The organism is Arthrobacter sp. PAMC 25486 (genome assembly GCF_000785535.1).
Taxonomy (GTDB): Bacteria; Actinomycetota; Actinomycetes; order Actinomycetales; family Micrococcaceae; genus Specibacter.
Window position 1 is genome coordinate 125730 of the sequence record NZ_CP007595.1, and the last position, 22725, is coordinate 148454.

General features: G+C 63.5%; 22 protein-coding genes. 17 read left to right on the top strand and 5 right to left on the bottom strand.

The genetic code is table 11. The features are described from left to right. The first annotated feature begins 7 nt into the window (after positions 1-7). From murG to art_RS00615, 11 genes are all read left to right on the top strand, one after another. The gene (gene murG / locus art_RS00565; RefSeq protein WP_038468069.1) at positions 8-1126 is read left to right on the top strand and encodes an undecaprenyldiphospho-muramoylpentapeptide beta-N-acetylglucosaminyltransferase; all 1119 of its coding nucleotides are present in this window, start codon (positions 8-10) and stop codon (positions 1124-1126) included. Between the two features lie 26 nt (positions 1127-1152). Next, complete coding sequence (murC, locus tag art_RS00570; RefSeq protein WP_301537959.1) at positions 1153-2565, top strand: UDP-N-acetylmuramate--L-alanine ligase; 1413 nt, start codon at positions 1153-1155, stop codon at positions 2563-2565. Continuing rightward, positions 2558-3718, top strand: a complete 1161-nt coding sequence (locus tag art_RS00575) for a cell division protein FtsQ/DivIB (RefSeq protein WP_082000029.1) — start codon at positions 2558-2560, stop codon at positions 3716-3718. The genes murC and art_RS00575 overlap by 8 nt, the downstream gene beginning before the upstream one ends. Before the next feature lie 366 nt (positions 3719-4084). Beyond that, positions 4085-5254: a cell division protein FtsZ gene (gene ftsZ, locus art_RS00580; RefSeq protein WP_038461833.1), complete on the top strand. Its 1170-nt coding sequence runs from the start codon at positions 4085-4087 to the stop codon at positions 5252-5254. Positions 5255-5313: 59 nt separating this feature from the next. Beyond that, a complete protein-coding gene (locus art_RS00585; RefSeq protein WP_038461837.1) occupies positions 5314-6039 on the top strand; it encodes a polyphenol oxidase family protein in 726 nt (241 codons plus the stop codon). A 96-nt stretch (positions 6040-6135) separates the two neighbouring features. Next, complete coding sequence (locus tag art_RS00590; RefSeq protein ID WP_038461840.1) at positions 6136-6900, top strand: YggS family pyridoxal phosphate-dependent enzyme; 765 nt, start codon at positions 6136-6138, stop codon at positions 6898-6900. 86 nt (positions 6901-6986) lie between these two features. Further along, positions 6987-7514 (top strand): cell division protein SepF, encoded by a 528-nt coding sequence (locus art_RS00595; protein WP_038461843.1) that lies wholly within the window; start codon positions 6987-6989, stop codon positions 7512-7514. Positions 7515-7691: 177 nt separating this feature from the next. Then, a complete protein-coding gene (locus art_RS00600) occupies positions 7692-7982 on the top strand; it encodes a YggT family protein (protein ID WP_038468072.1) in 291 nt (96 codons plus the stop codon). Positions 7983-8127: 145 nt separating this feature from the next. Continuing rightward, positions 8128-8814, top strand: a complete 687-nt coding sequence (locus tag art_RS00605; protein ID WP_038461846.1) for a DivIVA domain-containing protein — start codon at positions 8128-8130, stop codon at positions 8812-8814. A 221-nt stretch (positions 8815-9035) separates the two neighbouring features. Then, on the top strand, positions 9036-9620 hold the full coding sequence (gene lspA, locus art_RS00610; protein ID WP_082000492.1) for a signal peptidase II: 585 nt from the start codon (positions 9036-9038) through the stop codon (positions 9618-9620). Continuing rightward, complete coding sequence (locus art_RS00615; RefSeq protein WP_038461851.1) at positions 9613-10536, top strand: RluA family pseudouridine synthase; 924 nt, start codon at positions 9613-9615, stop codon at positions 10534-10536. Before lspA ends, art_RS00615 begins: the two co-directional genes overlap by 8 nt. Positions 10537-10640: 104 nt before the next feature. Here art_RS00615 and art_RS23090 read toward each other — a convergent pair whose 3' ends face one another. Then, positions 10641-10772 carry a hypothetical protein gene (locus art_RS23090; protein WP_301537945.1) on the bottom strand — a complete coding sequence of 44 codons (132 nt, stop codon included), beginning with the start codon at positions 10770-10772 and terminating at the stop codon, positions 10641-10643. A gap of 336 nt (positions 10773-11108) precedes the next feature. On the opposite strand from art_RS23090, the gene dnaE reads away from it, so the two are divergent. From dnaE to nrdR, 4 genes are all read left to right on the top strand, one after another. After that, positions 11109-14675: a DNA polymerase III subunit alpha gene (gene dnaE, locus art_RS00620; protein WP_038461853.1), complete on the top strand. Its 3567-nt coding sequence runs from the start codon at positions 11109-11111 to the stop codon at positions 14673-14675. Next, positions 14675-15268: a hypothetical protein gene (locus tag art_RS00625; protein ID WP_052135845.1), complete on the top strand. Its 594-nt coding sequence runs from the start codon at positions 14675-14677 to the stop codon at positions 15266-15268. Before dnaE ends, art_RS00625 begins: the two co-directional genes overlap by 1 nt. 11 nt (positions 15269-15279) lie before the next feature. After that, on the top strand, positions 15280-16644 hold the full coding sequence (gene hisD, locus art_RS00630) for a histidinol dehydrogenase (protein WP_253901424.1): 1365 nt from the start codon (positions 15280-15282) through the stop codon (positions 16642-16644). Between the two features lie 110 nt (positions 16645-16754). After that, positions 16755-17237 carry a transcriptional regulator NrdR gene (nrdR, locus tag art_RS00635; RefSeq protein ID WP_038461857.1) on the top strand — a complete coding sequence of 161 codons (483 nt, stop codon included), beginning with the start codon at positions 16755-16757 and terminating at the stop codon, positions 17235-17237. A 106-nt stretch (positions 17238-17343) separates the two neighbouring features. Here nrdR and art_RS00640 read toward each other — a convergent pair whose 3' ends face one another. Genes art_RS00640 through map form a run of 3 tightly spaced genes read right to left on the bottom strand, consistent with a single transcriptional unit; the run spans position 17344 to position 19846 of the window. Continuing rightward, positions 17344-18114, bottom strand: coding sequence for an SDR family oxidoreductase (locus art_RS00640; RefSeq protein ID WP_082000030.1), 771 nt, complete (start codon positions 18112-18114; stop codon positions 17344-17346). 9 nt (positions 18115-18123) lie between these two features. After that, complete coding sequence (gene ppgK, locus art_RS00645) at positions 18124-18918, bottom strand: polyphosphate--glucose phosphotransferase (RefSeq protein ID WP_038461860.1); 795 nt, start codon at positions 18916-18918, stop codon at positions 18124-18126. A 49-nt stretch (positions 18919-18967) separates the two neighbouring features. Next, positions 18968-19846 carry a type I methionyl aminopeptidase gene (gene map / locus art_RS00650; protein WP_038461863.1) on the bottom strand — a complete coding sequence of 293 codons (879 nt, stop codon included), beginning with the start codon at positions 19844-19846 and terminating at the stop codon, positions 18968-18970. Between the two features lie 113 nt (positions 19847-19959). On the opposite strand from map, the gene art_RS21960 reads away from it, so the two are divergent. Continuing rightward, complete coding sequence (locus art_RS21960) at positions 19960-20133, top strand: SPOR domain-containing protein (RefSeq protein WP_157875067.1); 174 nt, start codon at positions 19960-19962, stop codon at positions 20131-20133. Between the two features lie 157 nt (positions 20134-20290). On the opposite strand, the gene panB is transcribed toward art_RS21960, so the two are convergent. Then, the gene (panB, locus tag art_RS00655; protein WP_038461866.1) at positions 20291-21211 is read right to left on the bottom strand and encodes a 3-methyl-2-oxobutanoate hydroxymethyltransferase; all 921 of its coding nucleotides are present in this window, start codon (positions 21209-21211) and stop codon (positions 20291-20293) included. Positions 21212-21370: 159 nt separating this feature from the next. Between panB and glnA the strand changes: the two genes are divergently transcribed. Then, complete coding sequence (glnA, locus tag art_RS00660; protein ID WP_038461869.1) at positions 21371-22717, top strand: type I glutamate--ammonia ligase; 1347 nt, start codon at positions 21371-21373, stop codon at positions 22715-22717. Positions 22718-22725 lie beyond the last annotated feature (8 nt).

Here is a 22725-nt window from a genome sequence, read left to right on the forward strand (position 1 = left end):
GCAAAACATGACCCACAAGCAAAACCAGCCGCTGTCGGTGGTCCTGGCCGGCGGCGGCTCCGCAGGTCATGTCAGCCCGCTGCTGGCCATTGCCGGCGCCATCCGCCAACGCTCACCCGAGGCCGCCATCGTGGCCGTGGGCAGCAAGGGGGGCTTGGAGGAAACCCTGGTGCCCGCAGCCGGCTACGAACTGGCGCTCATCGAGCGCATCCCGCTGCCCCGCAAACCATCCAGGGACCTCCTGAAGCTGCCGGTGCGCATGCGTCAGGCAATCACCACAGCCAAGGCGATCCTCACCGACGCCAACGCAGACGTGCTCGTCGGTGTTGGCGGCTATGTCTGCACCCCCATGTACCTGGCGGCCAAGTCGCTGGGCGTGCCGATCGTCATCCACGAGGCCAACACGAAGGCGGGACTGGCCAACAAGGTCGGCGCCCGGTACACAAGCCACGTGGGCACCGCCTTCGCCGCAACCAAGATCCGCCACGCACACCTCGTGGGCATGCCCATGCGGGCAGACATCGCAGGCCTGGACCGGGCCGCCGACCGGGCCGGTGCCCGGGAACGCCTGGGCCTGGACGCCAACCGGCCAACGCTCATCGTCACGGGCGGATCCCTCGGCGCCCTGCGCCTGAACCGTGCCGTGGCCGGGGCCGTGGACGCCCTGGCCGCGGCCGGGATCCAAACCCTGCACATCACCGGCAAGGGCAAGCCGGTGCTCAACGCCGACGGCACCCCGCTCACCGCACCCCTGTACCAGCAGCGCGAATACGTGGACGTCATGGCCGATGTCTACGCCGCTGCGGACCTGCTGTTATGCCGCTCAGGTGCCGGGACGGTGTCGGAGGTGGCCGCCGTCGGGCTTCCCGCAGTATTTGTCCCACTGCCCATCGGCAACGGCGAGCAGGCCCGCAACGCCGACGAGTTGGTGCAGGCCCAGGCCGCCCTGCTCGTTGCCGATGACGAGTTGGATGCGCATTGGATTCAAACGCAACTGGTGCCGTTGTGCCTTGATGCACCGCGGCTGGCCCGCATGGGCGAAGCCGCGGCAGGTCTTGGGATTCGAGATGCCGCCGAACGCATGGCGCACATGGTATTCGCCGCTGGCGGGACGCCGGGCGCATGAGAAAGGAAACAACCCCCGTGGCTTATATTCCACCAACACTGGCCGAGCTGGGCCGCGTGCACTTCATCGGCATGGGCGGGGCCGGCATGTCGGCAATCGCCCGGATCATGCTGGGCCAAGGCATTCCGGTCAGCGGCTCCGACGCCAAGGACTCCGCCGGGCTGGGACAGTTGCAGGGACTCGGTGCCACCGTCTTCATCGGCCAAACCGCCAACAACGTTGCCGGGGCAGACACCGTCGTGGTCTCCACCGCCATCCGCGAAGCCAACCCCGAACTGGCAGCCGCCAGGGCCGCAGGGCTCCGGGTGCTGCACCGTTCCCAAGCCCTGGCCGCCACCATGGCGGATGACGTTGTTGTTGCCGTGGCCGGAACGCACGGCAAGACGACCACCACCTCCATGATCACCGTCATGCTGCGCGGCGCCGGCGTTGACGCCTCGTTCGCGGTGGGCGGCACGGTGCAGGGGCTGGGAGTTAACGCGGCCCACGGCAGCGCTGGCGTGTTTGTGGCCGAGGCCGACGAGTCCGACGCCTCCTTCCTGAACTACCGCCCGCACCTTGCCGTGGTGACCAACCTTGAGGCCGACCACCTTGACCACTACGGCACGGCCGAGGCTGTTTTTGCCGCCTTTGAGCAGTTTGTGGCGCTGCTGCCTGCCGATGGCACCTTGATCGCCTGCGCCGACGACGCCGGATCCGCCGCCTTGGCTGCCCACGCCGCCGCCACGGGCAAGCGCTGCCTCAGCTACGGTTTCGCCCCAACGGCGGACATCCGCCTGGTCCCCGAAGCTCAGGAGGGTTTGCGCACGAGCGCCACCGTCGTAGTGCGTGCCGGACTGCTCCCGGACGGGGAGGGACGCACCGTGACGCTGCACCTCGGCGTTCCGGGCGACCACAACCTCAGCAACGCCGGGGCCGCCCTTGCGGTCGCCGTGGGGCTGGGTGTTGATGTCGCTGCGGCTGTCGCCGCCCTGGCCACGTTCAGCGGTGCCGCCCGCCGCTTTGAGGCCAAGGGGGAGGGGCGCGGTGTTGCCGTTTTTGACGACTACGCCCACCACCCCACCGAGGTCAGGGCCGCACTGCTCGCTGCCAGGACTGTCGCCGGCGACCACAGGGTCCATGTGCTGTTCCAGCCCCACCTGTTCTCCCGCACGGCCGAGTTCGCCAAGGAATTTGCCCAAGCCCTGGACCTGGCGGATACTGTGGCCGTCCTTGACATCTTCCCCGCCCGTGAGGACCCCATCCCCGGTGTCACTAGCGAACTCATCACCGCGGAACTGCACACGCCGTTTGGTTACGCCCCGGACAGTGCGTCCGCCGTGGCCCAACTGGCCGGCGGTGCCGTTGCCGGTGATGTGATCCTGACGGTGGGAGCCGGGGATGTCACCGACCTGGGGTCGGCGCTTGTGGCCGCCCTGCAGGGGCACGGCGATGGCTGAACCGCGCAAACCGCGCGTCATCAAGACGCGCCCCCGCGCCACACCTCCCGAAGGGGGTGCGGCTGCTGCAACCGCGCCGGCTGAGGACAAGGCGCTGGCCACCGCGAAACCTCCCGCGGCGAAGTCCACCCCTGTGACGCCCGCCGCTGAAGCTGCGGCGAAGCCTGCAGCCGGTGCGGTCCGGCACACCAGCTCAAAGGTGTCCGTGGAACCGTTGCCGAGCGACAAGGCTGCTGATTCAACGCCTGCTCCGGCTAAACGCGCGTCGCCAAAAGCTGCGCGGTCAGGGCTTCCGTCGTTAAAGACTGGTTCGCCCATGCGGCCAAAACCCCGGAAACCAAAGGCAGCGGCGTCCATGCCACCAAGGACTGGCCCGTCCAACGCTGCTGACGGACAGGACGCGCCCCATGCCCAGGTCCTGGCGTTCCCCGTGCCTCGTTTCAAGCGCAGGCGCCGCACCATTGTGTACTCGGTGGCGGGAATTGTGGCCGTCCTGGCTCTTGTCATGTCCTTCGCACTTTTTTCCCCTGTGCTTGCCGTCAAGACAGTTGTTTTTGACGGGCAAAAGCTTGTTGATCCCAAGATCCTGGAACACGCCGTGGCGCCCATTTTTGGCAAGCCCCTGCCGCAGGTGACGGCGGAGGAGGTCCAAGCGCTGCTGGGCCAGGTGGTCCAGGTCAAGAGCTCACGCATTGAGGCCAGGCCGCCGTCCACGCTGCACGTGCGCATCGTGGAGCGGATCCCGGTGGCACTGCTGAAAAACGAGGACACGTATCTGCTCGTAGACCAGGAAGGCGTGGAGCTGGGAACCACAACGGATCCGGCATCCGTGTCGCTGCCGTTGATCGACGGCGGCAAGGCTGTCATTGGCCAGGACACCTTCAATGCGATGACGGCGGTGCTGGCCAATTTGCCGCAGTCCATCCTGGCGCAGCTGGCCAACGCCTCGGCGGCATCCCCGGATGCTGTTGAGCTGAAACTCGTGGATGGCCGCAGCGTCATCTGGGGTGATGCCAGCGACATGGAGTTGAAGGCAGTGGTGCTGGAGGCGTTGCTGAATGCCCCGGTGCCAGCACCGGAGGCCGGGGCTCCTGCCCCGGCACCTGTCAAGGTCTTTGACGTGAGCGCCCCGCGCCGCCCGGTGACTCGATAGGGTGACGGTAGAGGTGGCACGACAGGGCGTGGTGGAAAGTGCCACGTCGGCGGGAGCCGTGAAGAATATGCCGACTGCACCACATAATGAGGTGTTTGACAGGTTTTTTGGGCGGATTCACGCGACACGCGGCAGTGGTAATTGCATGCGGGGCAGATGCACCATAGCGTCACTGACAAGAGTTAGTTGACATAACTATAACCTTCAACCTGAAGGTTAAGCTGGCAAAGCTTCAAGTGACACTGAAAGGTTTGCCCAGGATTGACGCTTCCCAGAATCGACGCTGGGACTTTCAGTCACCGTCAGCTTGCCGGCACAGCACCAATTTTGATCTTCGAAGCAACAAACGAACAAGGGACACGTAACGTGGCAGCACCCCAGAATTACTTGGCAGTCATCAAAGTCGTCGGTATCGGCGGCGGCGGCGTAAATGCAGTTAACCGCATGATTGACGTGGGCCTGCGCGGCGTGGAATTCATCGCCATCAACACCGACGCCCAGGCGTTGCTGATGAGCGACGCCGACGTCAAGCTCGACGTCGGCCGGGAACTGACCCGCGGCCTCGGTGCAGGCGCCAACCCCGACGTTGGACGCCAGGCTGCGGAGGACCATGCGGAAGAGATCGAGGAAGTCCTGCGCGGGGCTGACATGGTGTTTGTGACTGCAGGCGAGGGTGGCGGCACCGGAACCGGCGGAGCGCCCGTTGTTGCCCGCATCGCCCGCACCCTGGGTGCCCTGACCATTGGTGTGGTGACCCGCCCGTTCACGTTCGAGGGCCGCCGTCGTGCTTCCAGTGCCGACAACGGCATTGAGGCGCTGCGCGACGAGGTTGACACGCTCATCGTCATCCCCAACGACCGCCTGCTGTCCATCAGTGACCGCAACGTCTCCGTCATGGATGCTTTCCGTTCCGCCGATCAGGTGCTGCTGTCCGGCGTCCAGGGCATCACCGACTTGATCACCACCCCCGGCCTGATCAACCTTGACTTTGCCGATGTGAAGTCGGTCATGCAGGGTGCCGGCTCGGCCCTCATGGGCATCGGCTCGGCCCGCGGCGAGGACCGTGCCGTCAAGGCTGCGGAACTGGCCATCGCCTCCCCGCTGCTGGAAGCGTCCATCGACGGCGCCCACGGCGTGCTGCTGTCAGTCCAGGGCGGCTCCGACCTTGGCCTGTTCGAGATCAACGAGGCCGCCCGCCTGGTCCAGGAGGTGGCGCACCCCGAGGCAAACATCATCTTCGGTGCCGTCATCGACGACGCCCTGGGTGACGAGGTCCGCGTGACGGTCATTGCCGCAGGCTTTGACGCACCCGAGGCCGAGACCACGGCAGTGGAGCCGGCAGCCGCCGTCGCCCCTCCGGCGCCGTCAGCGGATCCGGCCAGCGCCACGGTGACGAACCTGAACCAGTGGGGCACCCAGTCGGGCGCCCACGTGCCCGCCGACGGAGGCTTTGACGTTGAGCTGCCCGCCATTGTCGAGCCCGATCTCACCGGCCACCGCGCCGATGACCTGGATGTCCCCGACTTCCTGAAGTAAGCACGTCCCAGCCGGCAGCGCACAGCTGCCGGCGCATCATGATTGGTCAGGTTGTTTGCATGTGGTCCATCACGGAAGTCCGCCCCGGCATCAGGGTCGGCTTCACCGACACCACGGCCGGCAACCTGGCCTTTCACGTTTCTGATGACCCCGCCCTGGTAGCCGGCCGCCGGGCAGCCGTTGACGCCCGCGTTGGCAGCCCCGGTGTGGCCCTGGCCTACATGAGCCAGGTGCATGGCGCCCACGTGGCCATGGTGTCCGGCGGGGAACGGGGTGCCGCGGCGCCCACCGCGGATGCCATGGTCCTTGAGCCTGACGGGCAGGCCTGCGGCCTGGCGGTCATGGTGGCTGACTGCGTCCCGGTGGTGCTCATCGGGGAGAAGCCCGGGGGAGCGCCGCTGCTAGCCGTGGCCCACGCCGGCCGCCCGGGCGTGGAGGCTGGGGTCATTGACGCCGTCGTGGCCCGCCTGCGCGCATCCGGGGCAAGCTCCGTGGAGGCCTGGCTGGGGCCCAGCGTGTGCGGTGCATGCTACGAGGTGCCGGAGGGCATGCGTGCCCAGGTCTCACTCCATGTCCCGGAGGCGTTTGCCACCACCTCGTGGGGGACGCCCGCCCTGGACCTGCCGGCCGCGGTGCTGGCCCAACTCAACGCCAACGGGGTGCGCGCCCACGCCAGCGGCATCTGCACCCTCGAAGACCCCCGCTACTATTCCCACCGCCGGTCACAACGCGACGGCGAGCCGGAAGGGCGCTTCATCGGATTTGTTGCCGCAACACCGCGCTGACCCTGCGCTTGGACCCTGCGGCTCTGCCCTGCGGCCTAAGCCGGTGCCAACCATTCACCGCACCACCGGGTGCATACTGCGAAAGAGCAACACACCATGACACTTGATGATCCCCGCACAGGTATTCTGGCGGAGCGCCTGGCTGCTGTGCGCCAGCGCATTGGCGCAGCCGTCGCCGCCACTGCCGCAACTGGTGGTGCCGCCGCGGATCCCACACTCATTGTTGTCACCAAGTTCCATCCCGGCGCCGACGTGCTCAGGCTCCGGCGCCTGGGTGTGGCCGACGTGGGTGAAAACCGGGACCAGGAAGCCGCTGCCAAGGCAGCCGAGGTGGCCGACGCGCACCTGCGCTGGCACTTCATCGGCCAGCTCCAAAGCAACAAGGCCAAATCGGTGGTCGGCTATGCCCATGCGGTGCACTCCATTGACAGGGCATCGCTCATTGCGGCATTGGAGAAGACCATGGTGGTGGAACAGCAGCAAACAGGACGCGCCAACCTTGACTGCTTTCTGCAGCTTGACCTGTCCAGCGCCTACCCCGAGCTGGCAGCGCAAGCCAACAACGCCCAAGGCGGCAGGGGAGGGCTCACGCCGTCGGACATGGAAAAGATGGCGGACAAGATTGCCGCCAGTGCCGGGCTGAACCTGGCCGGAGTCATGGCGGTGGCGCCACTGGGTGTCGCCCCCGAACCAGCCTTTGAGCTGCTCGCCAGACTGTCGGCGAAACTTGTTGCCGCCCATCCCCAGGCCACCGGGATTTCAGCCGGCATGAGCCACGATTTGGAGGCCGCCATTGCCTGCGGGGCGACACACCTGCGTGTCGGTTCCGATATACTCGGCCCCCGCCCGGCGGTGCTGTAGCGTTTTGGGTGTTGGCAACAACGGAATTTCCCGCACAACGTATCAATAAAGAGTTTTGTGCTTTGCATAACTAATGAGGAGCAACCATGGCTGGCGCTATGCGCAAGACAATGATCTTTCTTGGGCTCGCCGACGGTGACGAGCACTACGATGCCGAGCATGCGCCGTCGTTGCCCAAGGATGACGACTACGCTGAGTCACCCGTGCGTGAAAGTGCACCGGTTCCAGCCCCGGTCCAGGAAGCCGCCGCACCCAAGGCTGGCGACGAAGAATACCGGGCTCCGGTAACCCCCATCAAGCGTGCCGCATCAAATCGGGAAGAGGCAGTTAGTTTGCGTCAGATCACCACCGTTCACCCCCGCTCCTACAATGACGCGAAAATCATTGGCGAGAGCTTCCGTGATGGCATCCCGGTCATCATGAACGTCACGGACATGGGCGAAGCGGACGCCAAGCGGCTCGTGGACTTCTCCGCCGGCCTGGTGTTTGGCCTGCGCGGCTCCATTGAGCGCGTGACCAACAAGGTGTTCCTGCTGTCCCCGTCCTATATTGAGGTGCTCGGCGACGATAAGAAGATCTCCGACACGCAGGCCAGCTTCTTCAACCAGAGTTAGCGAACGCCACACACTTATTTGAACTGCCCGGGCACAAACTGCCCGGGCAGTTCGTTTAACTTAACGTCCACCACGTCCAAGGCGTTCATGAGGCCTCCCAGCCAATCGTGAGCAGCTTGGTCTATTCTTGGTCTAAAGTCCCCGTCGTTTCTCAACCTAGAGATTGTGTGCACCCGCGTGACAATTGTTTTCGCTCTCCTATATTTGTTGCTGTTCCTGTACTTCCTGGTGCTCCTGCTGCGCATGGCATTCGACTGGGTCCAGGTCTTTGCCCGCGACTGGCGGCCCAAAGGTGCAGCACTCGTGGGCGCCTCCGTGGTTTACCGGCTCACGGACCCACCCTTGCGTAAGCTCCGGGCCATGCTTCCTCCCCTTCGAATTGGGCAGGTTGCCCTCGATATTGGCTTCCTGCTTTTGATCATTGTGGTGGGCATTGGGATGAGTGTCACAAGAAGTTTGGCAAGTTAGCGCCGCGTCGTTCGTTTTCGCCGCGGAAAAGTTATATTGTAAAAAGCGATAGACCCCCAGTGCAGATCTCCAGATTTGTATTCGGCACCGTAGTCGGTATGGTTTCGGCCGGTTGCTGACTCACTAAGACCAATGAGGTGACTAGATGGCGCTAACGCCAGAAGACGTTGTCAACAAGCGGTTCCAGCCGACCAAGTTCCGTGAAGGCTACGACCAGGACGAAGTCGACGACTTTCTTGACGAGATCGTCGTAGAGCTACGCCGCTTGCATCAAGAAAATGATGACCTGCGCAAGCAACTTGCTCAAGCTGCATCCAACACGGGCACTGTTCCTGCCCAGGCAGCTCCGCTGCTTGCCAAGGAAGCTCCCGTCGAGGAGAAGCCTGCTGCGCCCGAGCCCGAGGCCCCCAAGCCTGTTGTGGCCGAGGCCAAGCCGGTTGTTGAAAAGGCACCAGTTGTTGTGGCTGCCCCTGCTCCTGCTCCGGCAGCTGCTGCAAGCACTGCTGAATCAGCCACAGGCGTCATCGCCTTGGCGCAGCGCCTCCATGACGAATACGTCAATGCAGGTGTTGAGCAGCGCGAGAAGATCATTGCCGAGGCACAGATCGAAGCCAGCACGCTTGTCAACGACGCCCAGGAGAAGAGCCGTAAGACGCTCGGTGCCCTGGAACAGCAGCGTTCGGTGCTCGAGCGCAAGGTCGAGCAGCTGCGCGGCTTTGAGCGCGACTACCGCACACGCCTGAAGACCTACATTGAAGGTCAGCTGCGTGACTTGGATGCCCGCGGATCGGTGGCAGCACCGGATTTCTCCGAGAGCAACTCGGATTCCTAAGCATTGAATGAAAGGCCGGTGGAGCAAGGAAACTTGCACCACCGGCCTTTCGTTTATTAACGCCGCAGCACCTTCCGGGGTATTTGTCGCGACGCCGCAGCACCTTCCGGCATATTTGTCCCGACGCCGCAGCACCTTCCGGCATGGAGGCGGTGGCAGCCGGGTGAAAATAGCCGCCTATGATTGAGAAGAACCTTTTGACGAGACCAACTGAAAGCATCATGAGCGAGAATTCATTGCCCAGCCAGAAGGCCGCAGCCAAACCCTTCCGATGGTCCTTTTGGCTGCTCTGGCTCGGTGTTGCCGCCTTTGCCTATGCCTGCGACCAAGTGACCAAGTGGTGGGTCAGCTCCACCATGGAGATCGGCGAAACCATCCCCGTGATCCCGGGCGTGCTGCAGTGGTATCACATACTCAATTCCGGGGCTGCGTTCTCCATCGGTGAGAACTTCACCTGGGTATTCAGCATCATCATGGCGCTCGTGGCCGTCGTCATCATTGTCATGTCCCGGCGGATCCGCTCCGTCTGGTGGGCCATCGGCCTGGGCCTCGTCCTGGGCGGCGCCCTGGGCAACCTGACAGACAGGCTGTTCCGTCCGCCGTCGTTCGGCATGGGACACGTGGTTGACTTCATCTCCTTCCCCAACTTCGCCATCTTCAACATGGCCGACATGGGCGTGGTGGGCGGCGTCATCGTCATCTGTCTCCTGACCCTGCTGGGCGTTGGATTGGACGGCACCAAGGTGGTTGATGCGCCCAAAACCAAAGCCGGTGCGCAGGAAGAAAAAGGTGAGAACAATGACTGAGACTTTCCTGGTTCCGGAGGCGGTTGCAGGGCGGAGGGCCGACGCCGGACTGGCAGCCTTGCTGGGCATCTCCCGTTCCGCCGCAGCCCTGTTATGTGCGGAAGGCAATGTGCGCCAGGACGGTGCTGTGCTGGGTAAGAGCGAAAAGTTCCAGTCCGGAGCCAGCATCCAGGTCACCATCCCCGAGCGGCGCGACCCCCTGGAAGTGGTCGTTGAACCCGTTGAAGGCCTGAACATTTTGCTCGACGACGACGATTTCGTGGTGGTCGACAAGCCCGTAGGTGTGGCCGCACACCCCTCACCCGGCTGGGTGGGCCCGACAGTGGTGGGCGGGCTGGCCGCGGCCGGCTTCCGCATCTCCACCTCAGGCGCGCCGGAGCGTGTTGGAATCGTCCACCGCCTGGATGTCGGCACATCGGGAGCCATGGTGGTCGCCAAGACCGAGCACGCCTACACGCTGCTGAAACAGGCCTTCCGTGAACGAACGGTGGAGAAGATCTACCATGCCGTGGTGCAGGGCCTGCCCGATCCTCTGCAGGGCACCATCGACGCACCGATCGGCCGCCACCCGGGCCATGACTGGCGTTTTGCTGTCATCGAAGATGGCCGCCCCTCCATCACGCACTATGAGGTGCTTGAAGCATTTGGCAAGGCCACCCTCGTGGAGGTCCACCTGGAAACGGGGCGCACCCACCAGATCCGTGTCCACTTCTCCGCACTGCGCCACCCCTGCGCGGGCGACCTGACCTATGGTGCAGATCCCACGCTCGCCGCCGAACTGGGCCTGACCCGACAATGGCTGCACGCCCACAAGCTTGGATTCACCCACCCGACGTCGGGGGAGTGGGTCAGCGTCACCAGCCCGTATCCGCAGGACCTGAACTACGCCCTGGACCACCTCCGCGGCGAACACTAGCGCCAAACGCTCCTTCACTTAACGGGCAGTTTCGAAGGATCATCGTTCGCTTCGTCAATCAACCTGGCCTTGAAGATGGTGCGCAGTTCGCGGTCGTTGTCGATCTATTCCTTGTAGCGCTCGGCATGGTCTTCGGTGAGGATCCGGATGGTGGTTTCGCCGTTGACTTTGCTGCTCCTCTGGTAGAGCGGTGCCCGGCTGGTGGTGCCGAGCGTTGGATTCGCGTAGCGGTGCACTCAAGTGCCGTGGTGGATGAGCCCGAACCCAAGGATGCGTGCGGCCAAGTCCTGGTATTCATGGACGGCTGCGGCCAGTTCCTCCTTCATCTCGGCGACTGTTTTGGGGTGTTTTCTATGGGTGCCCTTTGGTGGTTGCGGATCTGAGGACAACAATAAGTCGCAAGGTCCGGATACCAGCACCTGGAGGGCAGGAAAATCAACTGAAGGTTCGTTGGCTACACGACCGTGCTGACAAACGTCCGGTCGGAGGGCGCGATCTCACATCTCGGCGGATGGGGGACGGCGCCCGGCGCGGCTGGGAGGCGTTCCATTTTCGGCACGTAGAATGGTGGGGTGGCTAGCTCATCGACTGACAGTTTTGTCCATCTCCATAATCACACCGAATACTCAATGCTGGACGGTGCCGCGCGCCTGACCGAATTGTTTGACGAGGCCAAGCGGCTTGAAATGCCGGCCCTGGCCACCACCGATCATGGTTATCTTTTCGGGGCCTTTGATTTCTGGCAAAAAGCAACCAATGCCGGCATCAAGCCCATCATTGGCGTGGAAGCCTATGTCACCCCGGGCACGGCGCGCACCGACAAAACCAGGGTGAAGTGGCGCACCGATGAGTCCCAGCGCCGGGACGACGTCTCTGGCGGCGGCTCCTACACGCACATGACCCTGCTCAGCTACAACAACCAGGGCATGCGGAACCTGTTCAGGGCATCATCCCTGGGCTCCCTTGATTCCCCCATGGGTAAGTATCCCCGCCTTGACCGGGAACTGCTCAACGAATACCACCCGGGGCTGATCGCCACAACAGGCTGTCCCTCAGGGGAGGTGCAAACACGGCTTCGCCTCGGCCAATACAACGAGGCCAAGGCGGCAGCAGCCGAATTCCAAGACATTTTTGGCAAGGAAAACTACTTCTGCGAGCTCATGGACCATGGCCTGGACATTGAACGCAGGGTGACCAAGGACTTGTTGCGGCTCGCCAGGGAACTTGAGATTCCGCTGGTCGCCACCAACGACCTGCACTACACCCACGAGCATGATGCGAAGGCGCATGAGGCGCTGCTTGCCCTGCAATCGGGATCCACCCTGACTGAGCCGACCTACGACGAAGGCGGCAAGCGCTTCGCCTTCAGCGGCAGCGGCTACTACCTGAAGTCAGCCGCAGAAATGCGTGCACTGTTCGCCGAACTGCCGCAAGCCTGCGACAACACCCTGCTGATCGCCGAGCGCTGCGACGTGTCCTTCAACACCGACGCCAACTACATGCCCAGGTTCCCCTGCCCGCCAGGCGAAGACGAAACCTCGTGGCTGGTCAAGGAGGTCGAGGCCGGTCTGAAGCACAGGTATCCGGCAGGCATTCCCGACAATGTTCGGGAACGGGCGGACTATGAGCTTGGCGTCATTATCAAGATGGGTTTTCCCGGCTACTTCCTTGTGGTGGCCGACTTCATCAACTGGTCCAAGGCACATGGCATTCGTGTAGGCCCGGGACGTGGTTCCGGTGCCGGTTCCATGGTGGCGTACGCCATGCGGATTACCGATCTGGACCCCATTCGGCACGGGCTGATCTTTGAGCGCTTCCTCAACCCGGAACGCGTCTCCATGCCTGACTTTGACGTGGACTTCGATGATCGGCGCCGCCACGAGGTCATCAAGTATGTGACGGAAAAGTACGGCGACGAGCGTGTCGCCATGATCGTCACCTACGGCAGCATCAAGACCAAGCAGGCGCTGAAAGATGCCTCGCGCGTCCTGGGCCACCCCTTCAGCATGGGGGAAATGCTGACCAAGGCGCTGCCGCCTGCCGTCATGGCCAAGGACATTTTGCTCAATGACATTGAAAACCCCGAGGCCAAGCGCTACAGCGAGGCAGCGGATTTCCGCAACCTGATGAACTCCGACCCGGAGGCGGCCAAGGTCTTTGAGCTGTCCAAGGGGCTGGAGGGTCTCAAACGCCAGTGGGGCGTGCACGCCGCCGGTGTAATCATGAGCTCAGATCCCATCATCGACGTCATTCCCATCATGCGGCGCATCCAGGACGGGCAGGTCATCACCCAGTTCGACTACCCCACGAGTGAAGGCCTCGGCCTGATCAAGATGGACTTCTTGGGGTTGCGCAACCTCACCATCATCACCGACGCCCTGGAGAACATCAAGGCCAACACAGGCCTTGAGCTTGACCTTGAAGGCTTGGAGTATGACGACGTAGCGTCCTACGAGCTGATGGCCCGTGGGGACACATTGGGCGTGTTCCAGCTTGACGGAGGTCCGATGCGCGGGCTGCTCAAGCTCATGCGCCCTGACAACTTTGAAGACATTTCCGCCGTCCTGGCCCTCTACCGGCCGGGTCCCATGGGTGCTGATTCGCATACCAACTACGCTTTGCGCAAGAACGGCCTGCAGCCGATCACGCCCATCCACCCGGAGCTGGAGGAACCCCTCGAAGAAATCCTGGGCGGCACGTACGGGCTGATCGTGTATCAGGAACAGGTCATGTCCATTGCCCAGAAACTGGCCGGATATTCCCTGGGCCGGGCCGACATCCTGCGCCGTGCCATGGGCAAGAAGAAGAAGTCCGAGCTGGACAAGCAGTACGCCGGCTTCCACCAGGGCATGTTGGACAACGGCTACTCCGACGCGGCAGTCACCACCCTGTGGGCGATCCTGCTGCCCTTCTCCGACTATGCGTTCAACAAGGCCCACTCGGCCGCCTACGGTGTCATCAGCTACTGGACCGCGTACCTGAAGGCCCACTACCCGGCAGAGTACATGGCGGCGTTGCTGACAAGCGTCGGCGACGACAAAGACAAGCTGGCCCTGTACCTGAACGAATCCCGCCGCATGGGCATCACCGTCCTGGCCCCGGACGTCAACGAATCAGCGTTGAACTTCACCCCTGTGGGCAGCGACATCCGCTTCGGCATGGGTGCCATCCGCAATGTGGGTGCCAACGTTGTCAATGGCCTGGTGGAGTCCCGGAATGAGCGCGGAAATTTTGAGAACTTTTCCGACTTCCTCATGAAAGTCCCCGTTGTGGTGTGCAACAAGCGCACCATCGAATCGCTGATCAAGGCCGGTGCCTTTGACTCCCTGGGGCATCACCGCCGCGCCCTGGCGATGATCCATGAAGAGGCCGTGGATTCGGTCATCACCATCAAACGCAACGAGGCTGTGGGGCAGTTTGACCTGTTCGCCGGTCTCGGTGGCGATGTCGAGCCGGAATCGGCACTGATCACGGAGATCCCAGACCTGCCCGAGTGGGAGAAGAAGGACAAGCTGGCGTTTGAACGCGACATGCTTGGCCTGTACGTTTCCGACCACCCACTGCGGGGCCTGGAAGGTGTCCTGAGCCAAAACGCGGACATGTCCATCACACAGGTGCTGGGCGACGACGGCCCCCAGGATGGGCACATCATCACGATTTCCGGGATGATCACCAACCTGCAGCGGCGCATCGCCAAGAGCAGCGGGAACCCGTACGCACGCTGCGAGGTCGAGGACTTGGGCGGTTCCCTCGAAGTCATGTTCTTTGGTCAGGTCTACGGACCCATCGCCAACGTCTTGGCCGAGGACTTGATTGTGGTCATCAAGGGCAGGCTGCAAAAGCGCGACGACGGCGCCATCACCCTGAACGCCATGGAATTATCGGTCCCCGACCTCAGCGAAGGCCTGTCGGGACCGCTGGTCATCTCCATGCCGGAGCACAAAGCCAATGAACAAGTCCTGGAATCTCTGAAATCGGTGCTCAACGACCACCGCGGCAACACTGAGGTCAAAATGCATTTGGCCGGCAGCCGTTCGGTGAAAATCATGCAGCTGCCGCTGCACCACAGGGTGAACCCCACACCGGCCCTGTTCGGCGATCTGAAAGTGCTGCTCGGACCCACCTGTTTGGAAGGCTGATGGCTCATACCGGGCCCGACGCTGCCCTTGAACCGGTCGACGGACTCACACGCCGCCACCGCCGCGCAACGGCGGCCGCCCCGTGGAGCTCCTGGCCGTTCTTCTTCGCCGTGACGGGCGCCGGCGCAGGCGTCTTGTGGTGGCTGCTGGCACCCGGCGGCGCGTTCTACGGCGACGGTAGCGACTTTAAGGTGTGGCTGCCCCGCGACGCAACCCTGGCACTGTTGCTGACCCTGGCCGGCGTGCTCAGCGCCGTCCTTGCCCTGCGTGGGTCGCGCGTACCCTGGCGGACGCGGCGGCCGGGCACGGCCGAGAAGCCATCCCTGCCCCTGTACTTTGGGTTGCTGCTGGGCGGCTTGGCGGCCTCCGTCCTCGCGTGGCGCATCGGCGTGTTTGCCGGGGATCTCTTCCAAACGCCGCCGGCCAACATGGCCAGTCCCAGCATGCTGTTCTCCCTGCGCAGCCCCACAGTGCTGATGCTGTGGCCCCTCAGCACCAGCCTCGTCATTTTCGCGAGCAAACTCTTCGCATATTCGTTCCTGGCCGAACCCAAGGCCGAGCCGCTGCGCAGCCATGACCTCCTACGCGGGTAAACTTGAGCATTGTGAGCAACCTTGAATCCCCAGTGGCACCCCTGACCCTGCAACGCACAGACCTGCGCGGGCTCACCTTGAGCCTTGCCGAGCTGAAAAACGCGGTTCCCCGCACGGCACAATCGACCGTCACCACGGCACAGGATGCTGTGGCGGCCATCATCGCCGATGTTCGCGGGCGCGGCCATGCCGCCCTCTCAGACCTTGCACTGAAGTTCGACGGCGTGAGCCAAGAACATCCCCGGGTCCCTGCCGCGGCACTCACCCAGGCACTTGAAAACCTTGACCCGCAGGTGCGTGCCGCCCTGGAGGAGTCCATTGCCAGGGCGCAGGCCTTTGCCCACGCGCAGAAGCCGGCCAACGTTGATTACCCGGTGGCCGACGGCGCCGTTGTCTCCTCCCACTGGATTCCCGTGCGCCGCGTAGGACTCTACGTCCCGGGCGGCCTCGCCGCCTACCCGTCCTCGGTCATCATGAATGTCGTCCCGGCCCTGGCCGCCGGTGTGGGCTCGGTGGCCCTTGCCTCCCCGCCGCAGAAGGAATTTGGCGGGCTGCCCGACCTGACGGTGTTGGCAGCGGCTGCGCTGTTGGGCATTGACGAGGTGTACGCCATGGGCGGCGCCCAGGCCATTGCCGCGTTCGCCTACGGTGTCACCGCCGGCAGCGGGGCCCACGGAGCCGGCGAGAGCATCGAACCGGTGGATGTTGTCACCGGTCCCGGGAACATCTTTGTCGCCACGGCCAAGCGCCTCGTCAAGGGCGTTGTCGGCATCGACTCCGAGGCCGGCGCCACCGAGATTGCCGTCCTGGCCGATGGCAGCGCCAACCCCGTCTTTGTTGCCGCCGACCTGATCAGCCAGGCCGAGCACGATCCCAACGCGGCCTCCGTCCTGGTGACGGACTCGCCCGAGCTGGCGGACGCCGTCGAACGTGAATTGGGCAGGCAGGTGGCGGCGACGACGCACCGGGAACGGGTGGAAACTGCGCTGTCCGGCCCGCAATCCGGCATCGTGTTGGTGGACGGCATCGACCAGGGCGTGGCCGTGTGCAACGCCTACGCGGCCGAGCATCTTGAGGTTGTGACGGCGGATGCGGCGGTGGTGGCTGCCCGAATCACCAGTGCCGGAGCCATCTTTGTGGGGGAGTACAGCCCCGTCAGCCTCGGTGACTACTGCGCGGGCTCCAACCATGTGCTGCCCACAAGCGGCACTGCGGCGTTCTCTTCCGGCCTGAACGTGACGACGTTCCTGCGCGCCGTCCAACTGATTAACTACTCCAAGGACGCCCTGGCCGAGGTGGCGGGGCACGTCATCACCTTGTCCAAGGCCGAGGGGCTGCCGGCACACGGCGACGCGGTGGCCGTCCGCTTCCCATAACTTTTTCGTGAAACCCCTTGACCCGGCGACGGGCAGGGGGTAGTTACGCGATTGTAATTTGCTCATTTCTAGTCCTAGACTGGGGAGCACCACGACCCGAAGGGAAACGCATGTACTGCCCGTTTTGCCGTAATCCCGACTCACGGGTGGTTGATTCGCGCCTGTCGGACGACGGCTCATCCATCCGGCGCCGCCGGCAGTGCACCGAATGCGGCCGCCGTTTCAGCACCGTTGAAACTGCCAGCCTCTCGGTGAGCAAACGCTCAGGCGTTGCCGAGCCGTTCAGCCGCTCCAAGATCATCAGCGGCGTCCGCAAGGCCTGCCAGGGACGGCCCGTCACCGATGACGATCTGGCCAAGCTGGCGCAGGAAGTGGAAGAGAGCATCCGGGCCAGCGGTGCGGCCGAGATCGATGCCAACGATGTTGGCCTGGCAATCCTAGATCCTCTGCGTCGCCTGGACCTGGTCGCCTACCTGCGTTTCGCCAGCGTGTACCAGGCGTTTGAGTCGTTGGAGGACTTTGAGGCGTCCATTGCGCAACTGCGCAGCGAGGCCCAGGCCGTGGCCGCCTCCGCTGCTGTTGCGGAGATGTAACCCGCTTAACTATCTGTGTCGCAGTTGTTGCATCAAAAACAGCCCAAAAACGCTCTGAAAGCGCTTGCTGGATGCAACAACTGCGACACAGACGTCGTGGGAGGACCTAGCGGCCGCCGGCCACCGGCAGGATGGCGCCAGTGACGTAGGACGCCTCAGCACTGAGCAGCCACAGGACCGCGGCGCCAACCTCTTCAGGTTCCCCGCCGCGTCCCAGTGGTATGAGGTGGTTGAGGCGTGCCACCCGGTCAGGCATTCCTGCGGCAGCATGCAGCCCCGTGTTGGTGCTGCCGGGGGACACGGCGTTGACGCGGATGCCATGGGCGGCGGCCTCGGTGGCGAAACCCACCGTCAGGACGTCAACCGCCCCTTTGGAAGCAGCGTAGTGCACCCAGGTTCCGGGGGAACCGGCCTTGACGGCCGTGGATGAGATGTTCACTATGCCGCCGCCACTGCCGCCGGTTGTGGTGGACATGCGCCGCTGGGCTTCCTGGCACATGAACAGCACGCCCGCCACATTGACGTCAAGGACTCGCTTGATCGTCTCCGGCGGAACATCGACGAGCGGTGCGATGAGATCGCCGGTGACGGCTGCATTGTTGACCACAGCCCTCACCTCGCCGAAGGCCTCCGCAGCATCGAAGAGCATCCGGACGTCGTCGGGGTTGCTCACATCGGCCTTGACGGCCCGGGCGGTGCCGCCATCTGCGGTGATCCGCTGGACCACCTGGGCGGCGCCGTCGTCGTCAGTGCTGTAATTGACGACGACGGTGTACCCTGCTTGGGCGGCCAGGACGGCTGTGGCAGCGCCGATGCCCCTGCTGGCACCTGTCACGATCGCGACCCCCCGGGATCCGACAGTCTTGGGTCCGCCCACCAGGGACTACTACTTCGTCAGCTTGAAGTGGATGGCTGCCTGCAGGGCGCCACCGACGATTCCAGCATTGTTGGCCAGTTCGGCCGGAATGATCTCGGTGCGCAGCTTCAGCTGTGGGAGGTAGTCCTCGCTGCGCTTGGAAATGCCGCCGCCGATGATGAACAGCTCGGGAGAGAACAGGAACTCGACATGCGAGAAATAGCGTTGCAACCGGACAGCGTATTCGTCCCAGGTCAGGTTATCGCGTTCGCGGGCGCTGGCGGATGCCTTCGTCTCGGCGTCAAAGCCGTCAAGTTCCAGGTGGCCCAGCTCAACGTTTGGTATGAGCACGCCGTCATGGATGAAGGCCGAGCCGATGCCGGTACCGAGCGTGATGACAAGGACGGTGCCCTTGACGCCCCTGCCGGCGCCGTAACGGGCCTCGGCAAGTCCGGCTGCGTCGGCGTCGTTCATGACCTGGACGTCGCGGCCAAGCTCCTTGGTGAAGATCTCATCAACGTTGGCATCAATCCATGACTGGTCCACGTTCGCTGCCGAGAGTGAGATGCCGTGGGAGATGATGGCCGGAAAGGTGATGCCGACGGGGGCGTCCGGACCGGGTGCGTGGGACCGGGTGGAGAGTTCATCAACGATGGCCTTGACAACCTTGGCCACAGCCTCCGGGGTGGAGGGTGATGGGGTGTCAATGCGGTAGCGCTCACCCAGGACCTCGCCAGTTTTCAGCTCAACAATGCCACCCTTGATGCCGGTGCCACCAATATCAATGCCGATCACTGTTGCGGCTGATGAGTGCTTCTTAGACATGCAGGCTCCAAAAATTAGAAGTGGTTCAATGGCGAAAGGACAAGGGACGTTACGGCAGCGTCAGCACTTCGGCGCCGGTGGCGGTGACCACCATGGTGTGTTCAAACTGTGCTGTCCGCTTGCGGTCACGGGTGACAACTGTCCAGTCGTCGGCCCACATGTCCCAATCGATGGTGCCGAGGGTCAGCATGGGTTCAATGGTAAACACCATTCCCTCCTCCAGCACAGTGTTGTACGCGGGGGCGGCGTCATAATGCGGAATAATCAGCCCGGTGTGGAACGCCTCGCCGACGCCGTGGCCGGTAAAGTCGCGCACCACGCCGTAGCCAAAACGCTTGGCGTAGGACTCGATCGTGCGGCCGATGACATTGATTTCACGGCCCGGAGCAACGGCGCGGATGGCCCGGCGCAACGACTCCTGGGTGCGTTCCACCAGCAGGCGGGACCCCTCATCAACGTCGCCTACACAGAATGTCCAGTTCGTGTCCCCGTGGACGCCGTTTTTGAAGGCCGTGATGTCGATGTTGATAATGTCCCCGTCCGCAACGACGGTGGTGTCGGGGATGCCGTGGCAGATGACCTCGTTGATGGAGGAGCACAGCGACTTTGGGAAGCCGCGGTAGCCCAGCGTTGACGGGTAGGACTGGTGATCCAGCAGGAATTCGTGCCCGATGCGGTCCAGCTCATCCGTGGTGACGCCGGGGACAATGTGCCTGCCCACTTCGACGATGGCCTGAGCGGCGATTTTGGCGGCGATGCGGATCTTCTCCAACGTCTCGGCGTCCTTGACCTCCGAGCCCTTGAACGGTGCCGGACCGGCCTTGCCCACATATTCGGGGCGCGGAATTGAGACGGGAACAGGCAGTTGCGGGCTGATGGTGCCGGGAACAAGCGTGCCGATGGGGGCCGTAGGTGCTGAGGAAGACATGCATCCATCCTATAAGTTTTTCCGAGCCGCAGGGTTCCGCCGGTGCCGTGGTGGCTGAGCCTAAGATGATGACTAAGGCAACATGCGTTGCGCACGGTTCCAAGGAGAAAAACATGGCGCAGTACTGGTACAACGTGGAAACCCAAGAGGTTGAAAAGGATGCCCAGTCGGGCTGGCAGTCCCTGATCGGCCCGTACGAGAGCCGTGAGCAGGCCGAAGAAGCGCTCGACAAGGTGCGTGCGCGCAACGAGGCTGCTGACGCTTATGACGAGGACGACGACGAATAGTCTCACCAGGCCATCCTGCCGCAGCACTCCCACGCCGCATCCCCATAATCCATGTGGCAGTTACTCGACTGGACAGCACGATTGGACAGCGCTTTCTGGCGCGGTTTTCGTCATGGTTTTCGTCAAATAACTGCCACACAGTTTGAGGGAGTGGGCTTTAGAAGGTGTGCTCGGGACCCGGGAACGTACCTGAGCGGACCTCGTCGGCGTATTCCTTGGCAGCATCGGCAAGAACGGTGCTCAACTGTGCGTACTGCTTGACGAACTTCGCCATCTTTCCGGTGCGCAGCCCGGCCATGTCCTGCCACACCAGCACCTGTCCGGTGGTGGAGTTGCCGGCGCCAATGCCCACGGTGGGCACGGCAATGGCGGCGTCCACGGCGGCAGCCGTGTCGGCCGGAACCATTTCCATCAGCACACAGAACGCTCCGGCGTCAACCAGCGCAACGGCGTCGTCAATCATTGTCTGAGCCAGCTCACCGCGGCCCTGGACCCGGTAGCCGCCCAGCACGTGCTCGGCCTGTGGGGTGAAACCAATGTGCGCCATGACGGGAATGCCGGCCTGGGTCAGGGCACGGACGGTGGGTGCGTAGTAGGCGCCGCCCTCCATCTTGACGGCGTGGACCAGGCCCTCCTTCATAAGCCGTACCGATGAGGCGATGGCCTGCTCCGGTGACTGTTCGTAACTGCCGAAGGGCAGGTCGGCGACGACCAGGGCGCGCGTGGCACCGTTGGTGACGGCGCGGGAGAAGACGATCATCTCATCCAGGGTGATCGGCAGGGAGGTCTCATTGCCCAGGACATTGTTGGAGGCCGAATCGCCCACCAGGAGCACCTCGATGCCTGCCTCATCAAAAATTTGCGCCGTGTACTGGTCGTAGGCGGTGAGCATGGCGAACTTCTCGCCGGCACGCTTGGCCGCCTGCAAATGGTGGGTGCGGACCTTCGTGGCCTTGGCCGGAACGCCGGTTGCGGCCGGGGCACCGTAGGGTGCCGGCAGCTCTGCGGCGAGGGCCGGTTCGCTGGAAGGCGCGTCCTGCGCGGACACGGGGGATTCAGGGGTGTTTGTGGGTGCCATGGCACCAGCTTATTACGACTTTGCGCCGTTACGGCCCCGCACGCGATTTGCCCCCGGTGCGGTGTAGTCCTTAGTAGAGTGAACACTGCAGGAACTTAGCTGCCCGCAGCCACTCGGCCATCGATGGTGTGCGGGCGTCATTAGAAAAGAGGCAGCTACGTGAACCGTCAACAGGAATTTGTGTTGCGCACCATTGAAGAGCGCGACGTACGGTTTGTGCGCTTGTGGTTTACCGATGTCGTGGGCTCGCTGAAATCCGTTGCCCTGGCGCCTGCCGAAGTTGAGGGTGCCTTCGAGGAGGGTCTGGGCTTTGACGGCTCGGCCATTGAGGGACTGGCACGGATCTTTGAGTCCGACATGCTGGCCCAGCCGGACCCCTCGACGTTCCAGATCCTGCCCTGGCGCGGCAACGGCAAATCCGAGCAGACCTCCCGCATGTTTTGTGATGTGTTGACGCCCGACGGCGAACCCTCCGCAGCCGATCCGCGCAACGTTCTCAAACGGACCCTGGCCAAGGCCGCCGACATGGGCTTCACCTGCTACACGCACCCCGAAATTGAGTTTTACCTGCTCAAGAGCGATACGCCCGGACCCGACGGCATCCCCGTGCCCGTGGACCAGGCCGGCTACTTTGACCACGTCCCGGGCGGGGTGGCCCAGGACTTCCGGCGCACGGCCGTGACCATGCTGGAGGATGTGGGAATTTCCGTCGAGTTCAGCCACCACGAGGGCGGGCCCGGGCAAAACGAAATTGACCTGCGCTACGCCGACGCCCTGGCCACGGCCGACAACATCATGACGTTCCGCACCGTGATCCGTGAGGTTGCCATCCAGCAGGGCACCTACGCCACGTTCATGCCCAAGCCGTTCTCCGCACACCCGGGATCCGGCATGCACACCCACTTTTCCTTGTTTGAAGGTGACAGCAATGCCTTCCACGAGCCCGGCGCCGAATATCAGCTGTCCACGACGGCGCGGCAGTTCATGGCCGGCATTCTCAAGCACGCCCCGGAATTCACGGCCGTGACGAACCAGTTTGTGAACTCCTACAAGCGCCTGTGGGGCGGGGGAGAGGCCCCCAGCTACGTCTCCTGGGGGCACAACAACCGTTCCGCCCTGGTGCGTGTGCCGCTGTACAAGCCAGGCAAGGGCCAGGCTTCAAGAATTGAATACCGCGGCATCGACTCGGCCGCCAACCCGTATCTGGCCTACGCGGTGCTGCTGGGTGCCGGATTGAAGGGGATCGAGGAAGGGTACGAACTGCCGCCGGCCGCCGTCGAGGACATCAGTGCGCTGACTAACGCCGAACGCCGGGCACTGGGCCACGACCCGCTACCCTCCAGCCTGCACGATGCCGTGCGCCAAATGGAAGAGTCGGAGCTCATGCCCCAAATCCTGGGCGAGCAGGTCTTTGAAAACTTCCTGCGCAACAAGCGGGAGGAATGGCAGGAGTACCGCCTCCAGGTCACCCCCTACGAAATCAACCGCTACTTGGGAGTGCTCTAAAGACCACC

Excerpts from the sequence above, each read along its gene's own strand:
- murG (WP_038468069.1), top strand. The coding sequence starts at position 8 with ATGACCCACAAGCAAAACCAGCCGCTGTCGGTGGTCCTGGCCGGCGGC.
- art_RS00575 (WP_082000029.1), top strand. The coding sequence starts at position 2,558 with ATGGCTGAACCGCGCAAACCGCGCGTCATCAAGACGCGCCCCCGCGCC.
- art_RS00585 (WP_038461837.1), top strand. The coding sequence starts at position 5,314 with ATGTGGTCCATCACGGAAGTCCGCCCCGGCATCAGGGTCGGCTTCACC.
- art_RS00590 (WP_038461840.1), top strand. The coding sequence starts at position 6,136 with ATGACACTTGATGATCCCCGCACAGGTATTCTGGCGGAGCGCCTGGCT.
- art_RS00595 (WP_038461843.1), top strand. The coding sequence starts at position 6,987 with ATGGCTGGCGCTATGCGCAAGACAATGATCTTTCTTGGGCTCGCCGAC.
- art_RS00605 (WP_038461846.1), top strand. The coding sequence starts at position 8,128 with ATGGCGCTAACGCCAGAAGACGTTGTCAACAAGCGGTTCCAGCCGACC.
- lspA (WP_082000492.1), top strand. The coding sequence starts at position 9,036 with ATGAGCGAGAATTCATTGCCCAGCCAGAAGGCCGCAGCCAAACCCTTC.
- art_RS00615 (WP_038461851.1), top strand. The coding sequence starts at position 9,613 with ATGACTGAGACTTTCCTGGTTCCGGAGGCGGTTGCAGGGCGGAGGGCC.
- art_RS00625 (WP_052135845.1), top strand. The coding sequence starts at position 14,675 with ATGGCTCATACCGGGCCCGACGCTGCCCTTGAACCGGTCGACGGACTC.
- nrdR (WP_038461857.1), top strand. The coding sequence starts at position 16,755 with ATGTACTGCCCGTTTTGCCGTAATCCCGACTCACGGGTGGTTGATTCG.
- ppgK (WP_038461860.1), bottom strand. The coding sequence starts at position 18,918 with ATGTCTAAGAAGCACTCATCAGCCGCAACAGTGATCGGCATTGATATT.
- map (WP_038461863.1), bottom strand. The coding sequence starts at position 19,846 with ATGTCTTCCTCAGCACCTACGGCCCCCATCGGCACGCTTGTTCCCGGC.
- art_RS21960 (WP_157875067.1), top strand. The coding sequence starts at position 19,960 with ATGGCGCAGTACTGGTACAACGTGGAAACCCAAGAGGTTGAAAAGGAT.
- panB (WP_038461866.1), bottom strand. The coding sequence starts at position 21,211 with ATGGCACCCACAAACACCCCTGAATCCCCCGTGTCCGCGCAGGACGCG.